Source organism: Solitalea koreensis (genome assembly GCF_900182575.1).
Taxonomy (GTDB): Bacteria; Bacteroidota; Bacteroidia; order Sphingobacteriales; family Sphingobacteriaceae; genus Solitalea; species Solitalea koreensis.
In genome coordinates this window covers 113,636-137,761 of the sequence record NZ_FXSZ01000005.1, presented here as the reverse complement: position 1 = coordinate 137,761, position 24,126 = coordinate 113,636, and the positions used below count along the sequence as shown (strand labels likewise).

Annotated in this window: 23 protein-coding genes; 8 read left to right on the top strand and 15 right to left on the bottom strand. The window is 38.0% G+C overall.

Annotation, left to right across the window (positions count from 1 at the left end; all coding sequences use genetic code 11):
* The first annotated feature begins 82 nt into the window (after nt 1–82).
* Both FN756_RS09520 and FN756_RS09515 read left to right on the top strand, forming a co-directional pair.
* Nucleotides 83–739, top strand: a complete 657-nt coding sequence (locus FN756_RS09520) for a DUF2490 domain-containing protein (protein ID WP_185955240.1) — start codon at nt 83–85, stop codon at nt 737–739.
* Between the two features lie 53 nt (nt 740–792).
* Nucleotides 793–1,551 carry a tetratricopeptide repeat protein gene (locus FN756_RS09515; protein WP_142603686.1) on the top strand — a complete coding sequence of 253 codons (759 nt, stop codon included), beginning with the start codon at nt 793–795 and terminating at the stop codon, nt 1,549–1,551.
* Between the two features lie 94 nt (nt 1,552–1,645).
* On the opposite strand, the gene FN756_RS09510 is transcribed toward FN756_RS09515, so the two are convergent.
* The 5 genes from FN756_RS09510 to FN756_RS09490 all read right to left on the bottom strand — a co-directional run bounded on the left by FN756_RS09510 (nt 1,646) and on the right by FN756_RS09490 (nt 7,290).
* Complete coding sequence (locus FN756_RS09510) at nt 1,646–2,452, bottom strand: metallophosphoesterase family protein (RefSeq protein WP_246085460.1); 807 nt, start codon at nt 2,450–2,452, stop codon at nt 1,646–1,648.
* A gap of 309 nt (nt 2,453–2,761) precedes the next feature.
* A complete protein-coding gene (locus FN756_RS09505) occupies nt 2,762–3,949 on the bottom strand; it encodes an RsmB/NOP family class I SAM-dependent RNA methyltransferase (protein ID WP_142603684.1) in 1,188 nt (395 codons plus the stop codon).
* Nucleotides 3,946–5,214: an ABC transporter substrate-binding protein gene (locus tag FN756_RS09500; RefSeq protein WP_142603682.1), complete on the bottom strand. Its 1,269-nt coding sequence runs from the start codon at nt 5,212–5,214 to the stop codon at nt 3,946–3,948. The genes FN756_RS09505 and FN756_RS09500 overlap by 4 nt, the downstream gene beginning before the upstream one ends.
* On the bottom strand, nt 5,171–6,700 hold the full coding sequence (guaA, locus tag FN756_RS09495) for a glutamine-hydrolyzing GMP synthase (protein WP_142603681.1): 1,530 nt from the start codon (nt 6,698–6,700) through the stop codon (nt 5,171–5,173). The genes FN756_RS09500 and guaA overlap by 44 nt, the downstream gene beginning before the upstream one ends.
* 128 nt (nt 6,701–6,828) lie before the next feature.
* Nucleotides 6,829–7,290 carry a deoxycytidylate deaminase gene (locus FN756_RS09490; RefSeq protein ID WP_142603679.1) on the bottom strand — a complete coding sequence of 154 codons (462 nt, stop codon included), beginning with the start codon at nt 7,288–7,290 and terminating at the stop codon, nt 6,829–6,831.
* Nucleotides 7,291–7,393: 103 nt separating this feature from the next.
* On the opposite strand from FN756_RS09490, the gene FN756_RS09485 reads away from it, so the two are divergent.
* Entirely contained in the window at nt 7,394–8,008 is a 615-nt protein-coding gene (locus tag FN756_RS09485) for a LysE family translocator (RefSeq protein WP_142603677.1), read from the top strand.
* Between the two features lie 144 nt (nt 8,009–8,152).
* The gene (locus FN756_RS09480; protein ID WP_142603675.1) at nt 8,153–8,524 is read left to right on the top strand and encodes a VOC family protein; all 372 of its coding nucleotides are present in this window, start codon (nt 8,153–8,155) and stop codon (nt 8,522–8,524) included.
* 126 nt (nt 8,525–8,650) lie between these two features.
* On the opposite strand, the gene FN756_RS09475 is transcribed toward FN756_RS09480, so the two are convergent.
* Nucleotides 8,651–10,552, bottom strand: coding sequence for an amidophosphoribosyltransferase (locus FN756_RS09475; RefSeq protein ID WP_142603673.1), 1,902 nt, complete (start codon nt 10,550–10,552; stop codon nt 8,651–8,653).
* A 110-nt stretch (nt 10,553–10,662) separates the two neighbouring features.
* Here FN756_RS09475 and FN756_RS09470 point away from each other — a divergent pair, with 110 nt between their 5' ends.
* Nucleotides 10,663–11,109: a GNAT family N-acetyltransferase gene (locus tag FN756_RS09470; RefSeq protein ID WP_142603671.1), complete on the top strand. Its 447-nt coding sequence runs from the start codon at nt 10,663–10,665 to the stop codon at nt 11,107–11,109.
* Between the two features lies 1 nt (nt 11,110).
* On the opposite strand, the gene FN756_RS09465 is transcribed toward FN756_RS09470, so the two are convergent.
* From FN756_RS09465 to FN756_RS09455, 3 genes are all read right to left on the bottom strand, one after another.
* Entirely contained in the window at nt 11,111–11,866 is a 756-nt protein-coding gene (locus FN756_RS09465; RefSeq protein ID WP_142603669.1) for a carbonic anhydrase family protein, read from the bottom strand.
* Nucleotides 11,867–12,052: 186 nt separating this feature from the next.
* Entirely contained in the window at nt 12,053–13,105 is a 1,053-nt protein-coding gene (locus tag FN756_RS09460) for an agmatine deiminase family protein (protein WP_142603667.1), read from the bottom strand.
* Nucleotides 13,106–13,270: 165 nt separating this feature from the next.
* Nucleotides 13,271–14,140, bottom strand: a complete 870-nt coding sequence (locus FN756_RS09455) for a carbon-nitrogen hydrolase (protein WP_142603665.1) — start codon at nt 14,138–14,140, stop codon at nt 13,271–13,273.
* Between the two features lie 246 nt (nt 14,141–14,386).
* On the opposite strand from FN756_RS09455, the gene FN756_RS09450 reads away from it, so the two are divergent.
* Entirely contained in the window at nt 14,387–15,526 is a 1,140-nt protein-coding gene (locus FN756_RS09450) for a carbon-nitrogen hydrolase family protein (protein ID WP_142603664.1), read from the top strand.
* 118 nt (nt 15,527–15,644) lie between these two features.
* On the opposite strand, the gene FN756_RS09445 is transcribed toward FN756_RS09450, so the two are convergent.
* Nucleotides 15,645–16,868, bottom strand: coding sequence for a BamA/TamA family outer membrane protein (locus tag FN756_RS09445; protein ID WP_142603662.1), 1,224 nt, complete (start codon nt 16,866–16,868; stop codon nt 15,645–15,647).
* Nucleotides 16,869–16,911: 43 nt separating this feature from the next.
* A complete protein-coding gene (locus tag FN756_RS09440; protein ID WP_142603660.1) occupies nt 16,912–18,060 on the bottom strand; it encodes an NAD(P)/FAD-dependent oxidoreductase in 1,149 nt (382 codons plus the stop codon).
* A gap of 222 nt (nt 18,061–18,282) precedes the next feature.
* Between FN756_RS09440 and FN756_RS09435 the strand changes: the two genes are divergently transcribed.
* A complete protein-coding gene (locus FN756_RS09435) occupies nt 18,283–19,584 on the top strand; it encodes a DEAD/DEAH box helicase (RefSeq protein WP_142603658.1) in 1,302 nt (433 codons plus the stop codon).
* Nucleotides 19,585–19,666: 82 nt separating this feature from the next.
* Nucleotides 19,667–21,067 (top strand): MBL fold metallo-hydrolase RNA specificity domain-containing protein, encoded by a 1,401-nt coding sequence (locus tag FN756_RS09430; protein ID WP_142603656.1) that lies wholly within the window; start codon nt 19,667–19,669, stop codon nt 21,065–21,067.
* Between the two features lie 46 nt (nt 21,068–21,113).
* Here the strand turns inward: FN756_RS09430 and FN756_RS09425 are convergent, their stop codons facing one another.
* The 4 genes from FN756_RS09425 to FN756_RS09410 form a co-directional block, all read right to left on the bottom strand.
* Nucleotides 21,114–21,458, bottom strand: coding sequence for a TfoX/Sxy family protein (locus FN756_RS09425; RefSeq protein ID WP_142603654.1), 345 nt, complete (start codon nt 21,456–21,458; stop codon nt 21,114–21,116).
* Between the two features lie 42 nt (nt 21,459–21,500).
* Nucleotides 21,501–21,842 (bottom strand): hypothetical protein, encoded by a 342-nt coding sequence (locus tag FN756_RS09420; protein ID WP_142603652.1) that lies wholly within the window; start codon nt 21,840–21,842, stop codon nt 21,501–21,503.
* A 31-nt stretch (nt 21,843–21,873) separates the two neighbouring features.
* Nucleotides 21,874–22,542 (bottom strand): hypothetical protein, encoded by a 669-nt coding sequence (locus tag FN756_RS09415; RefSeq protein ID WP_142603650.1) that lies wholly within the window; start codon nt 22,540–22,542, stop codon nt 21,874–21,876.
* Between the two features lie 83 nt (nt 22,543–22,625).
* Nucleotides 22,626–24,125, bottom strand: coding sequence for an NADH-quinone oxidoreductase subunit N (locus FN756_RS09410; RefSeq protein ID WP_142603648.1), 1,500 nt, complete (start codon nt 24,123–24,125; stop codon nt 22,626–22,628).
* Nucleotide 24,126: the final 1 nt, after the last annotated feature.

Sequence of the window (24,126 nt, the reverse complement as noted above, 5' to 3'; positions counted from 1 at the left end):
TAACAGTCCTGAGTTTTTCAGGACTGTTTCTTTTTACCCATCTCCTGTTTTGAAATCAAAAGGTTACTTTCTATTTATTTCATTGTTAACATCATCGTTATCAGCCTTTGCCCAGCAAAATCAAGTATGGACCGATGGTTCCTTGCAGTATAAATTCACCCCAAAATGGATTTTAACAACTGATCTGAGTTCGCGCCTAACCGTAAATGGACTAAAGCAAGACACTTATATGTTGGGAAGTTCGATTGGCTACAAAATAACTCCTCAATTAACCGCAATAGCTGATGTAGCATGGTTTTATACTGATGAACCCGGTGAAAGGAATACCAATGAAATTAGAGTTTATAATGGCATTCGGTATGGATTTCCAATTTTAAAACGTGTTTTATTAAGCCAGTTTCTCCGTTTGGAACAACGGTATTTAAGCGGATTACAGAGCAAAAACAGTGTTCGATTGAGATTTCAATTAGGGGCAACTATTCCCGTTAATCATCCCATTATGGCTCCGAACACGGCTTATTTTAATTTATCAGCCGAAGCATTTGACAACCTGACAGGAAGCTCAAGTGACATTATAGTCAACCGATACAGATTAACCAGCGGTTTTGGTTACATCTTACCTCAAAAAATCAAAACAGAAGTAAGCTATAACGTTCAACCTTTCAGAACTTCTGCTAATCCTCATTTCGGGCTTGGAGAAGAATTTCTAAGATTAAGGTTTATTTATCCGCTAAATTAGCGAAATTAATTATAGGTTAAACCCTTACACTAAAATTGACTAATTTAGCTCCTATGATTAAAACGCTCATCAGCCTTCTTTTATTAATCGTATTTACACAGTTTGCAAATGCGCAGAACTCAACTACAGCCGATAGCTTATATAATGCTGCTTTGACTGAATATGATCAACAACATATCAGTAAAGCAATCGAAGGCTTTCAAAAAGTACTTGCAATAAATCCAAATCATTTGGATGCCTTGTTTAATTTGGCCTCTTTAACTTATCAAGAAGGAGAAAAAGAAAAAGCAATCGAATTATTTCAGCACGCGGCTGCTTTGGGCGACAAACAATCAAAAAATATATTGAAAGATAAACTTCATATCAGGTTAATATATACTGATACGATGAATATTGATGATGTAGATAAAAAACCTTTGTTAATTGTTGGAGATAAAACTGAGCAACTGGAAATAAATGATGTTCTTAACAAGAATTTGATCACCCCAATTGTGGAGCGAATCGCAAAATCACAGGCAATCAGAAAACAGGCACTGGACGCTAAAGCCAAAGAAGATAAAATACCATTAAACAAAGTTACCGGAGCACGCCTTACACTCAGCATATGCTTTGGCAAAGATGGATCCATTTTCAATCAAGTAATGGGTTACGATGCTGAAAGCAGAAAAAAGATTCAGACTGAAGTCGATAAAGAATCCTCACATTTAGGAAAAGTGCAACCAGGCGAATACGATGGAAAAACGGTCAATGTTATAGGCTATTTATTTCCTATCAATTTTTATCCCGAAGAACCTACAATCAATACCAACTAGTAGCAGATTGCCTCCTCAACTTTAACTTGCTAAAACAAAGTCGCACAGAATCAACCTAATATTCTTCTGCGACTCCATTTTATTTTACCATCAATTAAAAGCCATGAGCAATATATTGATTAGTTACAGAACCATCTTCAAACAAATCAATAATAGCATATCCCGGAGGTGTTTGTTTGTAATACGATTTCCCAGCTGATTCCTTATCCCCTTCTTCCCACCAAAAAACACTTAATGCGCCATTACAGAAATACTGAACTCCATTATACTCCGCTTCATCCTGCAAATGAATGTGGCCACTCAAACAAGTAATTTTTTTATCCTTGTGTTTATAAAACAATTCACTAATGTATTTCGAATCAGTATGATTGCCCCCCTCAAGAATCGTACATACAGCCAATATTGGATAATGGCTAAAACAAATAACAGGTGTGCCTGCTTGTAATTTTGCAAGGCCTTCTTCCAACCATTTACGCTGATCATCATCCAATGCCCCGGCATTTTTATTATTGCTATCCAGAATAACGAAATGCCATCCTTGCTTATCAAAACTATAATAGCGATTTGGTATACTCAGTTGCTTAACAACATGATCTTTCCCATACATGGTATCCTGTTTGTCGGGAGCGGCCCACCACATATCATGATTCCCCAAACAACTATGTACTTCATAAGCATTGAGTTCAGTCCTCAATTTCTTCCATATGGCCCATTGCTCATTTACCCGTTCACGGGTAATATTACCATAATCTGCCGCAAAAATGGTATCACCGCCATTAAGAAAGAAATCAACCTTATGCTTTTTAATTTCTTCCATGCATTTGCGAAAGCGGTTGGGAGCATCATACTCAGGGCGCATGTGCACATCGGTAATATGCGCAATATGTAAGACCCGTTTCATTTTTTGTTTTTGTTCCCCAGCAAAAGCAGCACTGCCACTAATGGCTACTGAGCCTGCTGCAAGTCCTATGCTTTTTAGTAGTTCTTTTCATTTTTTCTTCAAATTCATAAGAATTCTGTGAAAATTTCTGAAGAAATGATCAAACTAGCAAATTCGAAATTATTGCGATTAACAATTAAAGAGAATTTCGCCTATTCCAAGCCAAACACTCATGTGCGTAATTTTCAATTATTGCGAAACACTAAAGGAATACTGGAAGCATTTTCTATTAAAAAACGATAACCGAGCGATTAATTTAAAGAGTAGTATTTAAATTGAAGACAATACTTCTTTCTTAATCAGTCTTGCTACAAACATGGTATCAGCAGTGTGTTCATATCCTTTTAAGACTTCCATTTTATCCAACTGAAAACCTAACTCAGTTTGAATGTATTCAACAACTGCTTCGTTTTCTTCTTTAAAAGCCGAACAGGTTATGTAGATAAGTGGCTTACCAGGTTTTAACCATTTGGCCACATTTGTGGCAATTTTCTTTTGAAGAGTACTAAACCATTCAATTTTGCTTTCTTCAAAAGCAGAAATCATTTCAGGAGTTCGCCCCCAGGTTCCTGAGCCACTGCACGGTGCATCTAAAACAATCCCATCAAATTCACGACCGGGCAAATACGGATCTAAGTTCTTAAGCAAATCGAGCTCCTTACGTTGGTACCCTTTAATACCAGCAGCCTTAAAACGTTCATCCAGATTATCCAGAATGCTTTCTCTTATATCAGAAACCAACAGTTTTATACCCGGTTCCTGATCAAACAGCATGAGTGATTTTCCACCTGAAGCGGCGCAGCAATCCCACCATTTTTCCCATTTAGCAGGGTTGAAGTAAGTACCGGTAAGCTGCGAACTGTAATCTTGTACCTCAAAAGGTTTATTGCTTGAACCTTCATACAAATGATCAATTTTGGTAGCATTTTTTAAAGAAAAACAGTTTTCATTTACTATTTCAAATTCAATCTGTTCAGCTACCATGCGTTCTTTCACCTCATTTACCCTACCCTTTCGGATGCGGATGAATAATTTAGGTTGCTCTAATTGAGCGGCAACAAAGGCGTTCTGATCTATTGAAATGGACAGATGCGCTGTAAAAGGAAATAGTTGTTTAGGGTCAAATTGTTCAAAAGCAGCATGAACGAACTTAAACTTTTCCTCAATTGAAAGACACATCTTATCATTCCAATCGGGTTTGTAATGAGCTAACAAAGCGTTGGGCTCGTTATTACAAAGGAAAAGACCCGAAAGAATTTTATCTTCCGGGCTTGCTCCTTCTAATGATTTACCAACTCTGAAATAGGAATACAAAAGCGTTGATGCCGTTTTCCGATCCTTGGAACCCATCTGCTTGTTCTTACGAAAGTAATTCGCCAGGAACTTTGCCAAGGGCATTTCAAATCCATACTCGTTGATAATTTCAACGGCAATTCGCAGCTGATTCTCAAATCTCATCGTTGTTCGGTAATGTGTCCGTTTTGGACTTTCAATATTTTGAGGCTTTGATTGAGATATCCGTTTGGAGTTTTGACAAACTGAAAGTTATTATGAACACCACTGTAAAACTTCCCTACATTTTGAGCGAAATTATTTTTATTAGTGCCTAACAAACGCGCAAAGTAAAAACCAATATCAAACCCTTTTATTGCATATTCGTTGGCATCTGCAGCATATATTGATTTATACTTTTCAAAAAAGCCCACATTTGCAGGATCATGCTTATCGACATGAAAGGATGACGTAAAATATACGTTTGCCTTTTCAACTGTTGAAAGCCCAATAGAAGTTGCTAACTTATCAAAGCCGGGATAAGCAAATAATGTAAACTGATAATTTGAAGAATTAGCATTTACAAACTTGATCAGATCCAACCAAAATGATTTATTGGATGAAGCAATAACAAGAATATTGTTTGCACCTTTCACCAATACGCTACGAATTCCTGAGAAATTATTACTTCCGATGCGAAACTCAGAAACGCCTACCCCAACACTTAATTCATCAACCTCTTTTTTGAATGAATCCACAAATTTGGAATCAAATCCGGCCGAATCTTTTATTAAAACAATACGTTTTGCTTCAAATTTTTCAATAATAAATTCAGCCTCCCGTTTTGCATGAACATCCAGCGGACTGTTCGGCATGATTAGGAAAGGGTTATTACTGATCGTCACCTTAGGCGATAAAGGCGAAACAAAAAACTGCTCATTTTCTTTAGTTATCGGGCTAATTACAGAAATTTCGGAAGGGTAAACAGGACCTATAACTAAGTTACTGTTCACTACTGCCGGGCTCTGTGCTAAACGCCTCACTTCACTGGCATCATCTCTTGTATCAAAGACCTGCAATTTAATCTTTGAACCTGCTTTAGTAGCTGAATCAACCCCCATACGAAAGCCCTGATAAAAATCGAGGGCTATACTTGAGTTTTGAAGGTCTTTTTTATTATTTACCGATTCAACATCAATATTATTGAGATTAAAAGGCAACAACAGTGAAATAACCGGTACAGGATTTGACTTACGTTTCATCGCTGCAGTTTTGGTTTTATCTTCAAAAGATGATGAATCCACTTTTGTTTCCGATTTTACAACAGGACTTTTAGTAGGTGCACTCACCTTTTTTGAACATGAAACAACAAAAAAGGCAAGGGCTAATAAAAGAAGTCTGGAAAACCTATTCCCATTCAATGGTTGCAGGCGGTTTTGAACTGATGTCATAAACTACGCGGTTAATTCCTTTTACGTTATTAATGATCTCATTCGAGATTTTAGCTAGTAATTCATACGGAAGGTGACTCCAGTCAGCAGTCATACCATCAACCGATTCAACAGCACGAAGACATATTACGTTTTCGTAAGTACGCTCATCTCCCATCACTCCTACTGAATGAACCGGTAGGAAAATAGCTCCTGCTTGCCAAACTTTGTCGTACCAACCTGAAGAACGTAAGTTTTCAATATAAATTGAATCTGCATGCTGTAAGATAGCTACTTTTTCAGGAGTAACATCTCCGAGAATACGAATAGCCAAACCCGGACCAGGGAAAGGGTGTCGACCTAACAATTGATCAGAGATCCCAAGCGATTTACCTACTCTGCGAACCTCATCTTTAAAGAGTAAACGCAAAGGCTCAACTACTTGCAATTTCATAAAATCAGGTAAACCACCAACGTTATGATGTGACTTAATAGTTGCAGAAGGTCCTTTTACTGAAACCGATTCAATAACGTCAGGATAAATCGTTCCTTGACCTAACCATTTTACATCTTCAATTTGATGAGCTTCATCGTCGAACACCTCAATGAATACACGACCAATGGCTTTACGTTTCAACTCAGGATCAGAGACTCCGGCTAATTGGCTATAGAAACGATCTTTCGAATCAACACCTTTAACATTTAGTCCCATTCCTTCGTATTGTTTCAACACACTAGCAAACTCATCTTTACGAAGCAATCCGTTATCTACAAAAATACAATAGAGGTTTTTGCCAATAGCCTGGTGCAATAATACCGCTGCAACCGTTGAATCAACTCCGCCTGAAAGACCAAGCACTACCTTGTCATTTCCGATCTTTTCTTTAAGATCATGAATAGTAGTTTCAATGAATGAATTTGGAGTCCAATTTTGTTTACAACCACAAACCTGAACCAGGAAATTATCAAGCAATAACTTACCTTCTAAAGAGTGAGTTACTTCCGGATGGAACTGAATTCCGTAAGTTTGAGTTCCTTTAATATGAAATGCAGCTACACGCACGTTATCGGTGCTGGCAATTATTTCGAAATCTTCTCTTACTTCTGTAATAGTATCACCATGCGACATCCAAACCTGTGAATTGTCGGTTAAGCCTTTAAGCAATTCATGGTCATTATTAATGGTACTTAAATTAGCCCTTCCGTACTCGCGAGTTTTTGACGGTAAAACATTTCCGCCCAAACTTTGAGCCAGGTATTGAGCACCATAACAAACTCCTAACGCAGGAAACTTGTTGAGAATTAGTGATAGATCAATTCCAGGAGCATTTTCTTCACGAACTGAATGCGGTGAACCTGATAGAATTACTCCCTTAACGGTTTCGTCGAATTCAGGAAGATGATTGTAGGGATGAATCTCACAGTAAACATTGAGTTCTCTAACTCTGCGGGCAATTAATTGAGTGAACTGAGAACCAAAATCGAGGATAATAATTTTTTCCAGCATGCGCAAAGATATGGATTTTGAGGAATTTGAAGAGTTCGAATTTGAAATTTGTAAATTGAGCTTAGTCGCCATTTTTCCTAACAAAAAACGCTTTTACCAAGCTCAATATGAATATCTCAAAAACACAATTATTTACCAGCAACGTATTTAGTAACCTCAACTCCAAATTTTGTCAGGAAATCAACACCTTCATCGGAGGTCAATCCTTTATAATGAGCATATGATTTTTTGTAGATTACTTTTTTGATCCCTGAAGTAAATATCAGCCGAGCACAAGGCAAACAAGGAGATAAGGTAGTGTACAACGTTGAACCCTCCAAAGATGCACCATTTTTAACGGCGTATAAAATTGCATTTTCTTCTGCGTGAACCGCCAATGAACAACTCCCTCGTGAATCACCAGGACAACCGGTTTCCGGCCATTCTTCATCACAATTATGCGTACCTGCTGGTGGGCCGTTATAGCCGATTGAAATAATTCGAGTATCTTTTGTAAGCACTGCACCTACCTGTGCTTTAACGCAATGTGACCGGCTTGACAGCTCAGATGCCAGATGCATAAAAATATCATTGAACTCAGGACGCTTCATTAATAACCACTTATGTTTTGGGAGCGCAAATTAAAGAGAAAAAATTTGGCTTTTAACTTCATAAGTTAGATTTTTACGAGAACCATCACAGAATCAAGCACGAATGTTGACAGCTATTGCTACAGGAATTATTGTAGGATTTATTCTTTCTCTTTTAACCGGACCTACATTTTTTTCCTTGTTGAAAATCAGCATCAGTCGCGGTTTCCGTTCAGGGATCTACTTTTCTTTTGGAGTTTTTCTTGGTGATCTTATTTATATCAGCCTAGCTGTCATTTTCAGTATATTGGTTGCATTTGAAGATCAATATCGACAACTTATTTCAATAGTTGGAGGATTGTTTCTTTTAGGAATTGGACTATACTATATCATCAGAAAGGTCACTATATCTAATGAGCCTACCAAAATCCTAAGAAACACAGCTTATTTTTTTAAAGGTTTTCTGATGTGTGTACTCAATCCAATCATGCTACTTTATTGGATTACTATCGCTACCAAATTCACTGAATCATATAATCAAACAGAACTGATAGGTTTTCTAGGCGCTACCTCCATAACCATTCTGAGTTCAGACGTATCAAAATCGTACTTTGTAAGTAAGTACAGAAGTCACATTAACGAAAACCATATTCTTTGGCTCAACAGAGTTGCAGGAGTTGTTATTATTGGATACGCTGTATTTCGCTTGCTAATACCTGTTATTTTAAAGCACGTTTAGATTTAGAGTCCATAAACTATGGAAGTAGTCCATAGTTCTTGTATCGTCCTCTTCAAATCTCCCATCTTTCATAAGCCTTGAACCATCGACTATGGACTTTTTTCATTAACTTTAATTCACACTCCTAAATCAACTACTATGACGATGCCTCAACACGCTATCAATTGGTTTGAAATCCCTGTTTCAGATTTTGAACGCGCACGCAAATTCTACTCAACTATTCTGGAAATTGAAATGTATGATATGATAATGGGAGAAAATCGAATGGGATTTTTTCCAAGTGAAGCAGGAAGTGTTTCCGGGGCAATTGTATCAGGAAAAGGATACGAACCCTGCACTAAGGGCAGCTTAATCTATTTAAGCTGTGGAGACGATTTGAGTAATACATTGGGTAAAGTTGTAGAAAATGGTGGTTCGGTATTGGTTCCTAAAACGATTATTTCACCGGAATATGGATTTTATGCCTTCTTTTCTGACACTGAAGGAAATAAAGTAGGCTTACATTCGCCACACTGATTATTCAGAGTCAAGACATAAGTATCAAGACACAAGAGCAAAGGATCATAAGACCAAGAGCCAGTAACATGACAAATCAGCTGTCATGTTACTGGCTCTTGTTTCTTTATACTTACTTCTGTGAAATTAAGCGTATGCTCGCTGATTTCTACCTTCTACAAAGTTCATAAATGCCCTGCTTACTACTTTGTTACCACCCGGAGTTGGATAATCTCCTGAGAAATACCAATCGCCTGTGTGATCAGGACAAGCAGCATGCAGATTTTCAAGTGTTTGATAAATCACTTCTACTTCAGCATTTATACCTGTCGGAGTTACAATTCGAGCAACTTCCTGCGAAATTTCATCATATGTAAATGGAGCATATATCTCTTTTACATAATTTTTTACTTCCTCTTTCGGTAAATGAGCTTGCTCTCTACATTTGTCGTACACTTCATGAATAATATATTCTCTGCCGCTTTTCTTTAACAAAGAAACTGCTGCCTGAAAAGCAACGAACTCCCCCATACGGCTCATATCAATACCGTAACAGTCAGGATAACGAATTTGAGGGGCTGAAGAAACGATAATGATTTTTTTAGGACCAAGACGATCCAAAATACGAATGATACTTTGTTTAAGGGTGGTACCTCTCACAATTGAATCATCAACCACAACCAAATTATCAATTCCGGGTTTAATTACACCATAAGTAACATCATACACATGGTTTACCAAATCATTACGATCTGAATCCTGAGTGATAAATGTACGCAACTTGGCATCCTTAATGGCTATTTTCTCAACCCTAGGTTTCAAACTAAACAATTCATCCAGCTCAGCAGAACTTATGTTTTTATTTTTCAGAAGTTGATCTTTTTGGAAATCACGAATGTGGTCGTGTATTCCTTCTACCATTCCGTAAAATGCTACCTCTGCAGTATTAGGAATAAAGGAGAAAACCGTATTCTTAATATCATTATTCACTGATTCAAGAATATCAGGGATTACCAATTTACCCAATTGTTTACGTTCGCGATAGATATCAGTATCACTGCCGCGTGAGAAATAAATCCGCTCAAATGAGCATGAAGCACGTTTAGCTGGCTCACGGAACATAGTTTCTGTATAAGAACCATCTTTCTTAATGATAAGTGCGTGCCCAGGAGACACTTCATCAATATCTTCCATAGGAACATTGAAGGCTGTTTGTATCGCAGGTCGCTCAGAGGCAACTACAATAACTTCGTCATCAATGTATTTAAACGCCGGACGAATACCATTCGGATCTCGCATCACAAAGGCATCACCATGGCCCATCATCCCAGCAATGGTATAACCACCATCCCAGGTTTTGGCTGAGCGGGTAAGTATATTAGCTACATCCAAATGATCGGCAATTAAATGAGAGATCGCTATGTTACTGTGTCCTTTTTTCTTAAAATGATCGAAAAGTTTTTGGTTTTCATCATCCAAAAAGTGGCCAATTTTCTCCAATACGGTAACTGTATCGGCACGTTCTTTAGGATGTTGTCCTAACTCGTACAATTGAAGCAACAGCTCATCAACATTTGTCATGTTAAAGTTACCGGCAACAACCAGGTTACGGGTCATCCAGTTGTTTTGACGAAGAAAAGGATGACAGTTTTCAATGCTGTTTTTACCATGCGTACCGTAACGCAGGTGGCCCATCAGCACTTCACCTAAAAAGCTTACGTTTTCTTTCAGCCACTGTACATCATTCATCAGTTCAGGATCTTTACGATGTACTTCAGCAAATTTGCCCAGTACATATTCAAAGATTTCGTTAACTGCTCTTGAAGAAGTAGAACGATGACGACTGATATAACGATTACCAGGTTCAATATCAAGTTTGATAGTTGCAATACCGGCACCATCCTGTCCACGGTTTACTTGCTTTTCCATCATAAGGTAAAGCTTATTTAAACCATAAAGCGCGGAGCCGTATTTTTCCTGATAATAAGTTAGGGGTTTTCTTAATCGGATGAGTGCGATTCCGCACTCGTGTTTTATAGCATCACTCATTGTTTAACCTCGAATCTGGTTCTGATTTTTTGAGAGCGCAAAGATAACTATTATTTATTCAAACTAATGTCGATTTTTATTTATAAAATTACTTAAAACTACTTGATTACATGCAGATTACAAAAGCATTTCTTCTTCATATCGATGAAGTTACATTCCTTTTTGAAGCTTATCGTGCTTTTTATAACATGACGCCTGATCAGGAGAAAGCACGATTATTTATAAAAGATCGGATAAAAAATGAAGATTCGGTGATTTTTCTTGCCAAAACTGACGATGGGACAGCTGTTGGATTCACACAATTGTATCCCTTATTTTCTTCCACCCGCATGACGAAATGGTGGTTATTGAATGATCTGTTTGTTTTACCTGAACATCGTGGACAAGGAATTTCAATTACCTTAATTAACGCTGCAAAAGATTTATGCCGAAAAACCGGAGCGGGCGGATTAAGCCTGGAAACGATGAAAACGAATACCATTGGCAATACCCTTTATCCTAAGACCGGCTTTAAGTTAGATGAAGAGAATAATTATTACACATGGGAGTGTGAGTAGTTTATTGAAAGAAATCAACTTTACCAGTTTCCATGTGATATTCGGCGCCTACAATCACGATTTCTCCTTTTTGCTCCATTTCCTTCAATATAGGACTGAGCGTTCGTATATCTTCGATTGCCTTTTTAACATTTTGATGACACACTGCTTCGACGAATTGCTGGTTTTTAGAAGTCTTTTCCTCTTTAAAATCGTTGAGGGAGTTAACTGAGGGCTTGATCTTGGATAACAAAGCGGTGATGTTTCCTAATTCCACATTATCAATAGCCGACTTAATAGCACCGCAATGTTCATGACCTAAAACAACAATGGCTTTGGCCCCTGATACCTTACAGGCATATTCCAGACTTCCCAAAATATCTTCATTTACAATATTTCCGGCTACCCGGGCTACAAATAAGTCACCGATGCCACAATGAAATACATCCTCAACCGGAACACGTGAATCCAGGCAGGATAAAACAACAGCTCCCGGATACTGTCCTAACGATGCTTCCCGGATTCGGAATGAAGTGTTCCGAACCGTCAAATTATCTTCCGTATAATCTTTATTTCCCGCTTTAAGGACTTCTAGGATCTTTTGGGGTGTTAGTTCGGATTGTTTTTCGGCAGTCAGAAACTCTGAATTGATAATTTCTTCATTTTTAATAACCGTTTGCCTCTCATTGTTTTCAATCGTAGTTGATTTGTTTTTACAAGAATTTAAGCAGCAATATAAGTACAATAATGATAAAACGAGAATGAATGCCTTTTTCATAAGCGTAGGTTTATGGTATTAAGTTCCGTAATTTTTTTAAAAAAATCATGGTTTTATTGCTCATAAACAATATCATTTCTACCAACAGTCACAAAACGATTAAGGATATACAATCCGGAGCAAAATAAAAAACTCCTGCATGACTTGTAAGGTATTGCAGGAGTTTCCATTTAAATTTTATCATTATTAAACCGCCGGCTCTTGCTGGCTCAGGCAGTGAAAACTTCCTAATCCCCAGATGATATCTGTAGAGTCGAGCCCGATTACTTTGCGATCCGGGAAACATCGAGTAAGAATATCTAATGCAGCCTCATCGTTTTTACAACGATAGGTTGGAACCACCACCGCAGCATTAGAAATATAGAAATTAGCATACGATGCCGGCAAACGCATATCATCATAAATCACAGCCGAAGGCATAGGCAACTCAACCACATTTAGTTGCTTGCCATTTAACAAACGCATTTTATGTAGGGCATCTAAATTTTCTTTGAGCAGATGATAGTTCTCATCATTTTTATCGTGCTCCACAACGGTCACTACGGTGTCTTCGTTCACAAAACGCGTGATATCATCTATATGGCCATCGGTATCGTCGCCAACAATACCATCTCCCAACCATAAAATTTGCTCAGCACCATAATAAGTACACAGGTACTCTTCAATTTGCTGCTGATTTAAATGCGGGTTACGGTTCTGATTTAACAAACAGGCCGTTGTGGTTAAAATGGTTCCTTTTCCGTTAAAATCAACCGAACCTCCTTCCATCACAATACCCGGATAATATACCGGTATATCATAATGTTTCGCGATTCTGGTTGGAATCACATCATCCAAATCATATGGAGGATATTTATCGCCCCAGGCATTATAGCCCCAGTCAACAATGATTTTTTTCTTTTCCTCCGGATTTATCAAAAATGCAGGTCCGTGATCACGGCACCATGCATCATTGGTAGGATGAATGAAAAAAGAAACCTTCGATAAATCAACGCCTTCTTTTTGCAAATGAGCCGTTGCAACAGCCTTCATTTGTTCATCATTTACATTGATGCAAACTTGTTCGCCTTCAGTAACTGCTTTAATAAACTGGCTGTAAATCGGATAAATCAAATCGATTTTACCCGGCCATGAGGCTTCTTTATGAGGCCAGCTCAGCCATGTTGCCGTATGTTTAGCCCATTCAGCTGGGAAAGAATATCCGGAAGGAAGTTTAGTATGGATGTTTGTATGTTGCATTAGTTCTTAGTTAATAGTTCATAGACATTGGTTATGCCTATAAAAAGTGTCATCCCGAGGAAGGGAACTGTTTGCCCAAAAGTACGCTATTGGGGATAACGTAATTGGACTCTAGATGCTTCGTTCCTCAGCATGACAACAAAATGCGTTCATTCAGTCTGTAGACTAATCCTCGTCAATAAACCTTTTGGTAATTGGCTGATACGAATCGATACGTCGGTCACGCAGGAACGGCCAGTGGGTACGGTAGCTATCGCTTGATTTTTTATCGATATCAACAACGGCTACTTCTTCATCTTCATGTGAAGCTTTATACAGTAATGAACCAAACGCATTCGTTACGAATGATCCGCCCCAGAATTTCATGAGTCCGTCTTGCTCAAAACCTACTCTATTTACACTTACCACCGGTACACCATTAGCTACTGAATGACTGCGCTGAATCGTTTGCCAAGCATTGTATTGTTCAGTATTGGTAGCCTCATCTTGTGATGTTGCCCAGCCAATAGCAGTAGGATAGAATAAGATTTCTGCACCCATCAACGAAGTAATGCGGGCCGCTTCAGGATACCATTGATCCCAGCAAATCAATACACCAAGGGTAGCAAATTTGGTTTTAAATACTTTATACCCCAAATCGCCAGGCGTAAAGTAAAATTTCTCATAATAAGCCGGATCATCAGGAATATGCATTTTGCGATATTTACCCAAGTAAGATCCATCGGCATCGATAACCGCCGTGGTATTATGATATAATCCTTGAGTTCGTTTTTCAAATAATGAGGCAATAATTACAACACCCAATTCGGCCGCAACTTTTTGCAATGCATCTGTTGATGGGCCAGGTATAGCTTCTGCCAGTTTAAAATTATCGTAGTCTTCCACATCGCAGAAATACAACGAAGTAAAAAGCTCTTGCAAGCAAACGATTTGAGCACCTTTGGCAGCTGCTTCTTTAATTTTCGTGATCGCTTTTTCAAGATTCAAGGCCGGCTCTTTCACGCACGACATTTGAACTAATCCAACTTTTACCAATTTTTATATCGTTTTAAATTCGCCGCAAAAATACGAAAATTTAATTGGGCGTAAAAAGTGGATTTCAGAATAGAAAATGGATCTAGCGTGACCGAAAAAGCAAGCTAAGATTTTATTAAATTCTTAAAACTTAATATTTCTTGCATGGTTCATCCCTTCGACTTAAATTGCTTGCTTAAACACCATCGGTTTTTCATAATAAATGGAAGTATCGGTTAACCAAATCAGCAACCAACAGTTAAATATATGACGTTTCGCTTTATCCGAATTGTATTTATTATTGTTTTTCTGTTGGGCATCTTCCAACTATGGGCACAATTTGGAAAAATCACAGAAATAAAATCATCGGGTAGTAAAATTATAGATTATCAAGAAGTTGGCCTATATTCTGGAAAAGGTAATTTATTAGCCATTCAACCTTACCTCTACCCTTCTGACTATGCCAATGAAGCTACATTTTACACCAAACTTTCGGGATATCTGATCCAGGCAAAAAGCAAAGGCCTGCTTAATAAAAAAACCATAGTCGTTTTTCCTGAATATACAGGAACCTGGTTAGTGGCTTGTGATGAAAAAGCGTCTGTTTATACTACTCCTTCAGTTGCTAAAGCCATGGAAATGGTAATACTCACCCACCCTTTTACTTTTTTTAGAAACTTTATTGTCGCCCCGGTTGCTGACAAGGCAAAGTATGCAGTATTCAGAATGAAGGGAGCAGAAATGGCAAGCATTTACGAGCGTGTTTTTTCAAAAATGGCTAAAGAATTTAAAATCACCATCGTTGCAGGATCAATTGTGTTACCTGAACCATCAATTTCCAAAGATGGCCATCTACAAGCTGGAAAAGGAAATCTATACAACATAACAGGAGTATTCGGGCCAACTGGAAAAATAATGAAACCATTAGTTGTAAAAGCATTCCCCATCAATGAAGAGAAACATTTTACAAGTTCAGGTAAAGTAGAAGATTCTCCTGTATTTCAAACTTCCGCCGGCCGACTGGGGGTGCTTATCTGTGCAGATTCATGGTATCCGGCAGCATACAAGGCACTTCAAAACAAACACGCAGAAATAATTGCCATTCCTTCTTTTTCTGCTTCTGAAAATAGTTGGGCAACCAAGTGGAAAGGATATAATGGAGCTGCAACGCCAACGGATGTCGACAAAACCGATATTGGCAAAATTACCGAAGCTGACGCCTGGCTAAAATACAGCATGGGTGGTCACGCTGCAAAATCCGGAATTACCAAAGGTATTAATGTATTTCTACGAGGCCAACTTTGGGATTTAGGCTCAGATGGGAGTACAATTTATATGGAACAGGACTCCGTGGCCAAAAAATCTAAAATTATAGAAGGAGCCAGTTTGATCAATCTTTGGTTGTAGGGTTACAAATATTTAAAGAAATGGAAGAAGAAAATATTCAACAAAATGATCGGCTATGATTGAACCTGAATTTCAACTGGGTACTATTTAGGGGCAATATCCCTGAAGATAATTTTTTCTAAAAAGCTTCCTGAACGTTAAAATAAATTCCTGAAGAATTTTGCTGTCCTCGTCCGTAATCAACTGTAATATTTGTTCGGGATAATTTATTGAGTTTTATGCGCAATCCTGCTCCATATCCAGGCCTGATTGTATTGAATAATTTTACGGAGCCATCGTCATTACTGGCGGTGGTGGCGTTTACAAACATCACCCCGCCTAACAATCCACTATTTACAATTGGGAATCGATATTCCGTTTCAGCATAAACCAATTGCTTCCCTCTAAAACGTCCTTGTTCATAACCTCTACCTGCATTACTGTAGGTATCCCAACCAATGGCAGGTAAGCTCATATAAGGTGCAGTACCCGAAATAATTAGGTTTGCATAAACCCAAAATGCTAATCGGCGATGTGCATTACGACTTAATCGCTGGTAAGCTCTAAACTCAGCTAAAAATTGCGACCAATTACTTGAACCTCCCAAGCCTTTCATATAAAACCGTTGACCCAATGAAGCGTATATCCCCTTATAAGCATTGATGGTGTTATCTCTGGAATCAACCTGCAAAGTCAGCCCCAATCCATTGGAATTATACTCACTTGGATCAAAACCATACTTCTCGGCATATTGTTGATAAGGGTCTTCAGCAGTGCCGTGATCGGCAATATTATAGTATTTGTCAATATAAAGGCCTGCACCGGCGTAAAAGGGTCCCGCCAATCGAACGACCACATTTTCATAAAAACGAAGCAAACTGTAATCTAAGTTGATGTCATCCTGAGCATTTGTTTGAGTTCCTAAACCGAAAGTAGGTTGTGAAGAGATATACCAACGCCAATCTCCAGTAAAATTAAGCCTGTTATTATCTGTGATAATATTTGAACGTATATAGCTAAAAAACTGCTTATTGGTTGTGTAAGATAAACGTACATTAACCACCGATAAACGCGTAGTAAGGTGATCGCCTAAATAAAAAGCGGTATTATTGAGCACCCCGAATTCAAAGCCAGTAGAAGGGTTATAAGAAACAACAGGAAGAAATACTTTATGAACCTTTTTGCTGCTATCCCGAGTTTCAAGCTTTAGTTCCTTATCACTTTTAAAAATATCCCAAATATCTTTCTCCGGCACTGCAGACGTATCGCTAATTTGAGCAAAAGAAACATGTGGCAGAATGATACATGTGAGAAGCAGTACACTCACTAAACAAAGTAGATTAAATCGGATAGGCACAAGCATATATAAAGGTAGCCGCAAATTTAGGGAATCGAACTCACAGTTATTAATTACTTTCCGTGAGCATCTCAGTCAGTTCTTTGGCCACTTTACTACCCAAGGCAACCCCCATTCCATTAAATCTGAACCCAGCAGCTATACGATTTCCATAGCGTATAATTTCAGGGGTAATTTCTTTTCCGAAAGCCATAATACCCGACCATCGGTTTTCAATAGTAAAATCTACTCCGGGCAAAATCATTTCTCGCAAATAAAACTCTAATTTCTCCTGAATAATCGGAGTTAAACCGAATTCATTGGTGGTTTCATAATCATAATCAATGTTTCTAGCTCCACCAAAAAGAACGCGTCCGTTAATGTTTCGAAAATAATAGTAACCTTCTGTAAATTGAAATGTTCCTTTTATTTTTAATTCCGGAATTACTGAAGTGCATACAACCTGTCCGCGACCCGGCTCTACATCAGCATTAGGAAAGAATCTTTTTGAGAAAGCATTGGTACAAACGGCCAACTGATTACAAGTAAATTGCAGATTGCTATCAGCCCCGTAAAGTGGATTTTTCACATTGATTTCAACGCAATCCGGTGTTTCATTAAACTCAGTTACCTCACAGCCTGTAAGCACTCGAATCTTTAATGAATAGGCGTAATCGAGCAAAGCATTCATCATTTTACCGGTATCGATCTGGCCTTCAATCGGATTTTGAATAATTGTTTTAACCATCTTCGGGTTCAAACCAAACCCTTGAATCAGGTCTTTGCGCTCTGAATATAAACGACACTGGAAATAGGGCTCCATCATATCATTTATTTTCTCTATTGCTAATTCATAATGGTAGGTATCATCATTGAGTACCAATTCATAACCGCTGTTCCGCTGAAAATCCATTTTTGCATCTCCAATTCGCGAACGCAGTAGCTGCAATCCTTCCCAACGATCAATCGTGAGCTTTGTTAATTTCTCCTCTCCAATTAATTTCAAATCAGCATACATCTCTCCCACATTACCGATGCAGGCAAAACCGGCATTTTTAGTACTTGCACCCGTTGGAAATATTCCTCTTTCCAATACCAGGACAGTAGCATCGGGATTTTTTTCTTTAATGCAACAGGCCGTTGATAAACCTACGATACCACTACCGATGATAATGTAATTATAGTGCATGAAAGACGTCTGCTCCCAGTAACTGAGCATAAAATTTTAGTTATTAGTGATAAGTGTTCCTAAATTTAGGAATTATATAAGAAAGGAATGTTAAGTAGATAGCATTGAACTATTATTCGGTAGAAGTTGATTACTTTTGGGAATTATCAAAAAGAAAATCCACTTTCACTTCTTATGGAAGAATTATTAAACAGAGCAGTGTTTTTCTTAATAACTGATAATAAATAATTAACAACTAAAATATTCGGATCCGTGTCGCTTGATAAATTAAAACTCAGCAAACAACTGGTAGCAGCTATGACTGATGCCGGCTACTTAACCCCAAAAGAAATTCAAACTAAAACGTTGTCGCGTATTATTGGCGGACAGGATATAATTGGTATTGGCCCGGAAGGTTGTGGTAAAACAACAGCCTATGTACTTGGGGTTTTAATGCGTTTGAAATACTCAACCGAAGATGCACCGCGAGCATTAATTTTGGTACCGGATGCTGAACGCGTTGAAGCCGTTATTGACCAATTTAAACTGCTCGCCAAAAACAAAAGCGTCCGCGTTATTGGATTGCATCCACAAATGGGTCAGGAAGAACAGCTGGATTTACTTGCTGAAGGTTGTGATATTGTAGTTGCCACCCCTGATCGTGCACGTTCACATTATTTAAAATTTGCCCTCAATTTAAATCTGATTCAAGTATTGGTTATTGATGATGCCGAACTGCTTATTAAAAAAGGCTTTCAACTACCTATTACCGAGCTTGCCAGAAGCATTACCAAATGTCAGCGCTTGGTATTTTCAGAAGTTATTCATTCCAAATTGGAAAAACTGATCGAACCGTTTATGAATCAACCGGCATTGATTGAGGTAAACCTTTTAGCTGAAAACAAAGCCGAAACACATGAGCAGCTTTTGTATCATGTTCCCAATTTCAGAACGAAACAAAATCTTCTCAACCTGTTAATGAGTGATGATGAGATTTTCACCAAAGTACTTGTTTTCGTAAACACTCGCTATAATGCCCAAGTACTCTATAAGAGTTTAAATAAACGTCTGCCGGGAGAGGTTGTATTATATAAACCAATGTTTTTTGATCAACTAGCTGTTGATTCGGTTGAAGAGTTTAAGGAACTTCCTGAAACTCGCATTTTAATTATAGCCAATGAGACCTACGAATCAACCGATATTCACGACGTTCCGTTTATCATTCATTTTGAATTACCATTAGAGAAAGAAACCTTAGTTGGTCGAATAGTAAAACGTTCTGAAGCGAGTACCGAAGAAATTTTGGCCATCACTTTTGCAACCGACCTGGAACTAAGTATGGTTCGTAAAATCGAACAATCAACGGGGCAAAAAATGCCTTTAGCTGATTTCCCTCCAGGTTTGATCATTGTTGGCGACAGACAAAAAAGTGAAGCATCTGATTCGGAAGAAGAGGAAGAAGAAAAAGACACTACTCCAACCAAAGGAGCTGCCTTTCATCCCAAGAAAGAGAAGAATGCAAAAACCACGAACTATAGTTCAAAAGTTAAAGCAAAAATGAAATATAAGAAATAGTGTTCTGGGGCTTAAGGATGTAACTTATCATTATCAGTCTAAATCCTTAAGCCCTGAAAACTAAAATTTCTTATATTTAAGAATGAACATAACCTTTCATGGTGCTGCCCAGTGCGTAACCGGCAGCAAGCACCTTATAACCCTTAATAACGGTCTAACTATTTTATTGGACTGTGGATTGTTTCAAGGACATGGAGCCGATACTGAAAATCTAAACAGATCTTTCGGATTTAATCCAATTGACGTCGACATTCTCGTTCTCTCTCATGCACACATTGATCATTCGGGATTGATTCCTCGTTTAGTTAAGGAAGGTTTTGAAGGGAAAATTTACTGCACGCCAGCTACTGTTGATCTAACCAAAATTCTGCTTCGGGATTCGGCGCATATTCAGGAAATGGATGTAAAATTCATCAATAAAAGAAGAGCAAGACAGCACAAACGGTTAATTAAGCCCTTATACATAGGCAAGGATGCCGAAAATTGTTTCGGTTTATTTCAGGCTGTCGAATACAACACGCCTTTTATCATTGCCCCCGGAGTTGAATTGACCTTTACAGATGCAGGACATATTATTGGCAGTGCAGCTGTTCATTTAAAAATTACTGAAAACCAAAATACCATTCATCTAACTTTTAGTGGTGATTTAGGGCGTTATAGTTCAGAAATTTTACGTTCACCTCAAATTTTCCCACAGGCTGATTATATCCTTCTTGAATCTACTTATGGAAATCGATTACACGAAGATCAAATTAATACTGAAAAAGAATTACTACGTCATATCACAGAAACCTGCATTGAAAAAGGCGGAAAACTTATCATTCCTTCTTTCAGTGTAGGCCGTACACAGGAAATTCTGTACACTTTGAATAATTTGGAGCTAGTAGGCAAGCTGCCTGAACTTGATTACTTTGTAGATAGTCCGCTTTCTGAACAGGCCACACTACTGCTTAAAAGCTTTCCGGATTATTACAACGAAACAGTTGCCAATACGATGAAATATGATAAAGATCCGTTTGATTTTAAAGGTTTGCATTTTATTGAAGATGTTGAAGAATCAAAAGCTCTTAATCAACGTAAAGAGCCCTGTGTAATTATTTCAGCATCAGGTATGGCCGAAGCTGGCCGAGTAAAACATCATATTAAAAATAATATTGAGGATGCGCGCAACCGGATTTTAATGGTGGGTTATTGTGAGCCTCAATCTTTAGGAGGTCGATTATTAGCGGGTACTGATTTGGTGCATATTTTTGGAGAAGGATTTATAGTTAAAGCCTCCGTTGCCAAAATAGATTCCTTAAGTGCTCATGGTGACTACAATGATTTAATTCATTTTCTAGCTTGTCAGGATCCTGGAAAAGTGAAAAAACTTTTTTTGGTACACGGCGATCCGGCAACAATGATCGAATTTTCAGCAAGACTAAAAGAAAAAGGATTTGCGAATGTAGAAATGCCTCGAATGCATCAAAACTATAGTTTGTAATTTGACAAACAGGTTCACTTATGTCTTCCTTGAAGAGTTAATGTTTTTACTTCTTTTTCTTAGCAGCCTTTGCTATTTTATTATACTCCAAAGCAAGCCCAACCCAGTACTCCAAATTCTGCATTGTATTTAAAGCGTCAATATCAACAAAAACAAAACCCTTCATTAGTTTTCCCGTAAATTCCATTGGAGTACACCCCTCCTGTCCTAAAGCTTCATCAAACTTTTCCGGATCCAAGCGAACCATCAAACTATCAAGCTGTACTCCCACACACATTTTATCATTCACCATAAAACACAAGCCCCCAAACATCTTTTTCTCTTCCACATTGTCATGGGTCATGGCAATTATTTCTCGTGTTCTGTTAGCTAAGTTTTCGTTATAGGCCATATAGAATAATTAGAAAACGCTAAAAGTTTTTAAAACAGATAATCAATTGATAGCTAAAGCATCTCCAGGAAAGCTTCTTGCCGAATGAGTTTCGTAAACAAAAACACCTTCTATTACACCTGGGTCAGCATCCATTATTTTTTTAGTCTCCCCTTCATCCGCATTAAAAATGCCTATACCCTTAACCTCGCTTTCATCCGTAACCGGACAAACGATCGACAACAATCCATCGGCTCGAAGGGCAAAGTTTCTACGAGCATGCTCCCAAATAATCTGTTGCACATCAGGCCTTTCTCTATTCGGTCCGGCTTTTAATATTACAACGGTATAACCTTTAGTCGATGTAAGCATTTGTTTCATGAAATCGTCTGAAATAGTTGTCATTTATAGAAGTGATTGGATAATGATAATCGTATTATTTTAGTAATTGCCGGATCGTTGCCAAATGCGAAAACAAAACCAAGGGAACTACACAACAAGGTAACCAAACAAAGGGAAAATATAAAACAGCAATATTAGGTTGATCAAAAGCGAATTGCTGAAATGGAAACGGGGCTGATAACACAGCATTAATCACAATATTGAACAAGAGCCCCAAACAGAGTATATTCCAAAACAGAAGCGCTGTTTTACCGATTTGTTTTTTCACATAACCGAAATAATAGATAACTGGTGCTGTTAACCCTGATAAAATATCAAAGTTCCGGCCTTCAAAGGTCATCAGCTGCGGGATAACTTTATAGAGAAATAGCCAAAGTAAAACTACTTCAACAGGAATTCTTACTACATGTAGAATCGTTAATATTCTCACATCAAGACTATCAATAAATTTTCTGCCTTTCGTTGTTGTGAAAAAAAGTATGATAAATAAAACAGGAGGAAAAACTAAAAGTGCAAACCTTGGGGGAATGGAATCTGTTTTGGTGTAAAAATCCGTAAAACTAATGATACCCTGTGGAATAAGCCATGCCGACAAAATGATCAGAACCATTTTTGAATTATGAGCAGCTTTATAGAAAATAAAAACCGTTAGCATTGTTGTTAACACGAAAACGATGCTAACGTATAATGGTAGATTTTCCATAGCCTTTACACCAAACTAATACAACCAATCTACTGAATATCAGTAAATAATAATTTAAAAAATACAAAAAAACTGTATTTCTTCTACAACTGCATCATTCCCATCAATTCGTTCGGAAAAACACCTAAGAATAATGTAAGCAGAGCCATCACGATGATAATCACCAAAAACAATAGATTTCCTTTATCAAGTACAATTTCGGTTTTTGCTTTGCGCAGATATAGATGCTGTGGAATTTTAAAATAGTAGAACAAGGAAACTACCGTATTAATAACCGCCGCAACCAGCATAATGAGCAACATGATATTTCCACCTAATACATATGACTCGGCGGTGGCGGAAAAAATAAAGAATTTACTTAAGAATCCTGCTGTTGGCGGAATACCTACCAGACTCACCAAAAACACAACCATACAGGCTGAAGCTACGGGATATTTCATACCCATACCTTTGTAATCATCAATTTCTTCTGAGTGGAACGTATTAGAAAAATAGCCAATCACCAGGAATACGCCCAAATTAGCAATTGCATAGGCAAATAGGTAGAACAGAATAGATGCTTGTCCGGTAAGTGAATAAGCCGCAATACCCATCAATAAAAAACCCGACTGGCCAATGGCTGAATAAGCCATCAATCGTTTAATATTGGTTTGCCAAAGAGCCGCAAAATTCCCCAAAGTCATGGTGATGATTGCAAGCACGGCAATACCATTTTCTAAAGAGAGAACAGAAAACTCTGTTGAAAGTGAGGCTATAAAGCGCAATAGCAAAGCAAAACCAGCGGCTTTTGGAGCTACCGAAAGAAAAGCGGTAACAGGAGTCGGAGCTCCTTCATACACATCAGGAACCCATGCGTGCATAGGGAACATGGACACTTTAAAAGCCAAACCTGCCAGTGTCATTAAAACAGCAACAGTTGCGCTTAATATTCCAGCCGATGCTAAGCCCACAAAAAATGTGTCATTAAACACATCCAGTGTTCCTGTGAAACCATATAGCAAAGACATTCCATATAACATCACCGCAGAAGCTACAGCTCCAAATAAGGCATACTTCATCCCCGATTCTTCCGATCGCTGGCTACCTGTAAGAAATGCAGCCATGATGTATGAACACACTGAAACAAACTCCACTGAAAGATAAATCATTAACAAATTACCTGACATGGCCATAAAATGCATCCCTAAGTTGATGGCAATGAGTAAAGCATAATATTCACCCCATCCCTTTTCGTTGTTCCGTAACTGAAAGTCTCGAAACGAAAACAATACGATAATTACCGAACTGAAATTAAACAGGAGTTTGAACCAAGCAGATAAGCGGTCGAGTTTAATCATACCTGAGAATAGGTCTTTGGGAGATTCGCTGATTAATACGAATTGATCTAAGACAAAAACCAACGTAAATGCCAAAACAATTAATGCAAGAATTGGTGCTATGTTTTTATATCTTTTTCCCCAGAAAACATCTGCAATAATCATTAATACAAACCCGGCAGCAAGGATAAATTCAGGGAGTATATACCATAAACTGTTCAGCGAATTAGCAACACTTGCTCTTATCAAATCAAAAAACTGCTCCATT

What these genes read in the sequence shown, in the direction of transcription:
- FN756_RS09515 (WP_142603686.1), top strand. Translation starts at nt 793, where the DNA reads ATGATTAAAACGCTCATCAGCCTTCTTTTATTAATCGTATTTACACAG.
- FN756_RS09510 (WP_246085460.1), bottom strand. Translation starts at nt 2,452, where the DNA reads ATGAAACGGGTCTTACATATTGCGCATATTACCGATGTGCACATGCGC.
- FN756_RS09505 (WP_142603684.1), bottom strand. Translation starts at nt 3,949, where the DNA reads ATGAGATTTGAGAATCAGCTGCGAATTGCCGTTGAAATTATCAACGAG.
- FN756_RS09500 (WP_142603682.1), bottom strand. Translation starts at nt 5,214, where the DNA reads ATGACATCAGTTCAAAACCGCCTGCAACCATTGAATGGGAATAGGTTT.
- guaA (WP_142603681.1), bottom strand. Translation starts at nt 6,700, where the DNA reads ATGCTGGAAAAAATTATTATCCTCGATTTTGGTTCTCAGTTCACTCAA.
- FN756_RS09490 (WP_142603679.1), bottom strand. Translation starts at nt 7,290, where the DNA reads ATGAAGCGTCCTGAGTTCAATGATATTTTTATGCATCTGGCATCTGAG.
- FN756_RS09485 (WP_142603677.1), top strand. Translation starts at nt 7,394, where the DNA reads ATGTTGACAGCTATTGCTACAGGAATTATTGTAGGATTTATTCTTTCT.
- FN756_RS09480 (WP_142603675.1), top strand. Translation starts at nt 8,153, where the DNA reads ATGCCTCAACACGCTATCAATTGGTTTGAAATCCCTGTTTCAGATTTT.
- FN756_RS09475 (WP_142603673.1), bottom strand. Translation starts at nt 10,552, where the DNA reads ATGAGTGATGCTATAAAACACGAGTGCGGAATCGCACTCATCCGATTA.
- FN756_RS09470 (WP_142603671.1), top strand. Translation starts at nt 10,663, where the DNA reads ATGCAGATTACAAAAGCATTTCTTCTTCATATCGATGAAGTTACATTC.
- FN756_RS09465 (WP_142603669.1), bottom strand. Translation starts at nt 11,866, where the DNA reads ATGAAAAAGGCATTCATTCTCGTTTTATCATTATTGTACTTATATTGC.
- FN756_RS09460 (WP_142603667.1), bottom strand. Translation starts at nt 13,105, where the DNA reads ATGCAACATACAAACATCCATACTAAACTTCCTTCCGGATATTCTTTC.
- FN756_RS09450 (WP_142603664.1), top strand. Translation starts at nt 14,387, where the DNA reads ATGACGTTTCGCTTTATCCGAATTGTATTTATTATTGTTTTTCTGTTG.
- FN756_RS09445 (WP_142603662.1), bottom strand. Translation starts at nt 16,868, where the DNA reads ATGCTTGTGCCTATCCGATTTAATCTACTTTGTTTAGTGAGTGTACTG.
- FN756_RS09440 (WP_142603660.1), bottom strand. Translation starts at nt 18,060, where the DNA reads ATGCTCAGTTACTGGGAGCAGACGTCTTTCATGCACTATAATTACATT.
- FN756_RS09430 (WP_142603656.1), top strand. Translation starts at nt 19,667, where the DNA reads ATGAACATAACCTTTCATGGTGCTGCCCAGTGCGTAACCGGCAGCAAG.
- FN756_RS09425 (WP_142603654.1), bottom strand. Translation starts at nt 21,458, where the DNA reads ATGGCCTATAACGAAAACTTAGCTAACAGAACACGAGAAATAATTGCC.
- FN756_RS09420 (WP_142603652.1), bottom strand. Translation starts at nt 21,842, where the DNA reads ATGACAACTATTTCAGACGATTTCATGAAACAAATGCTTACATCGACT.
- FN756_RS09415 (WP_142603650.1), bottom strand. Translation starts at nt 22,542, where the DNA reads ATGGAAAATCTACCATTATACGTTAGCATCGTTTTCGTGTTAACAACA.
- FN756_RS09410 (WP_142603648.1), bottom strand. Translation starts at nt 24,125, where the DNA reads ATGGAGCAGTTTTTTGATTTGATAAGAGCAAGTGTTGCTAATTCGCTG.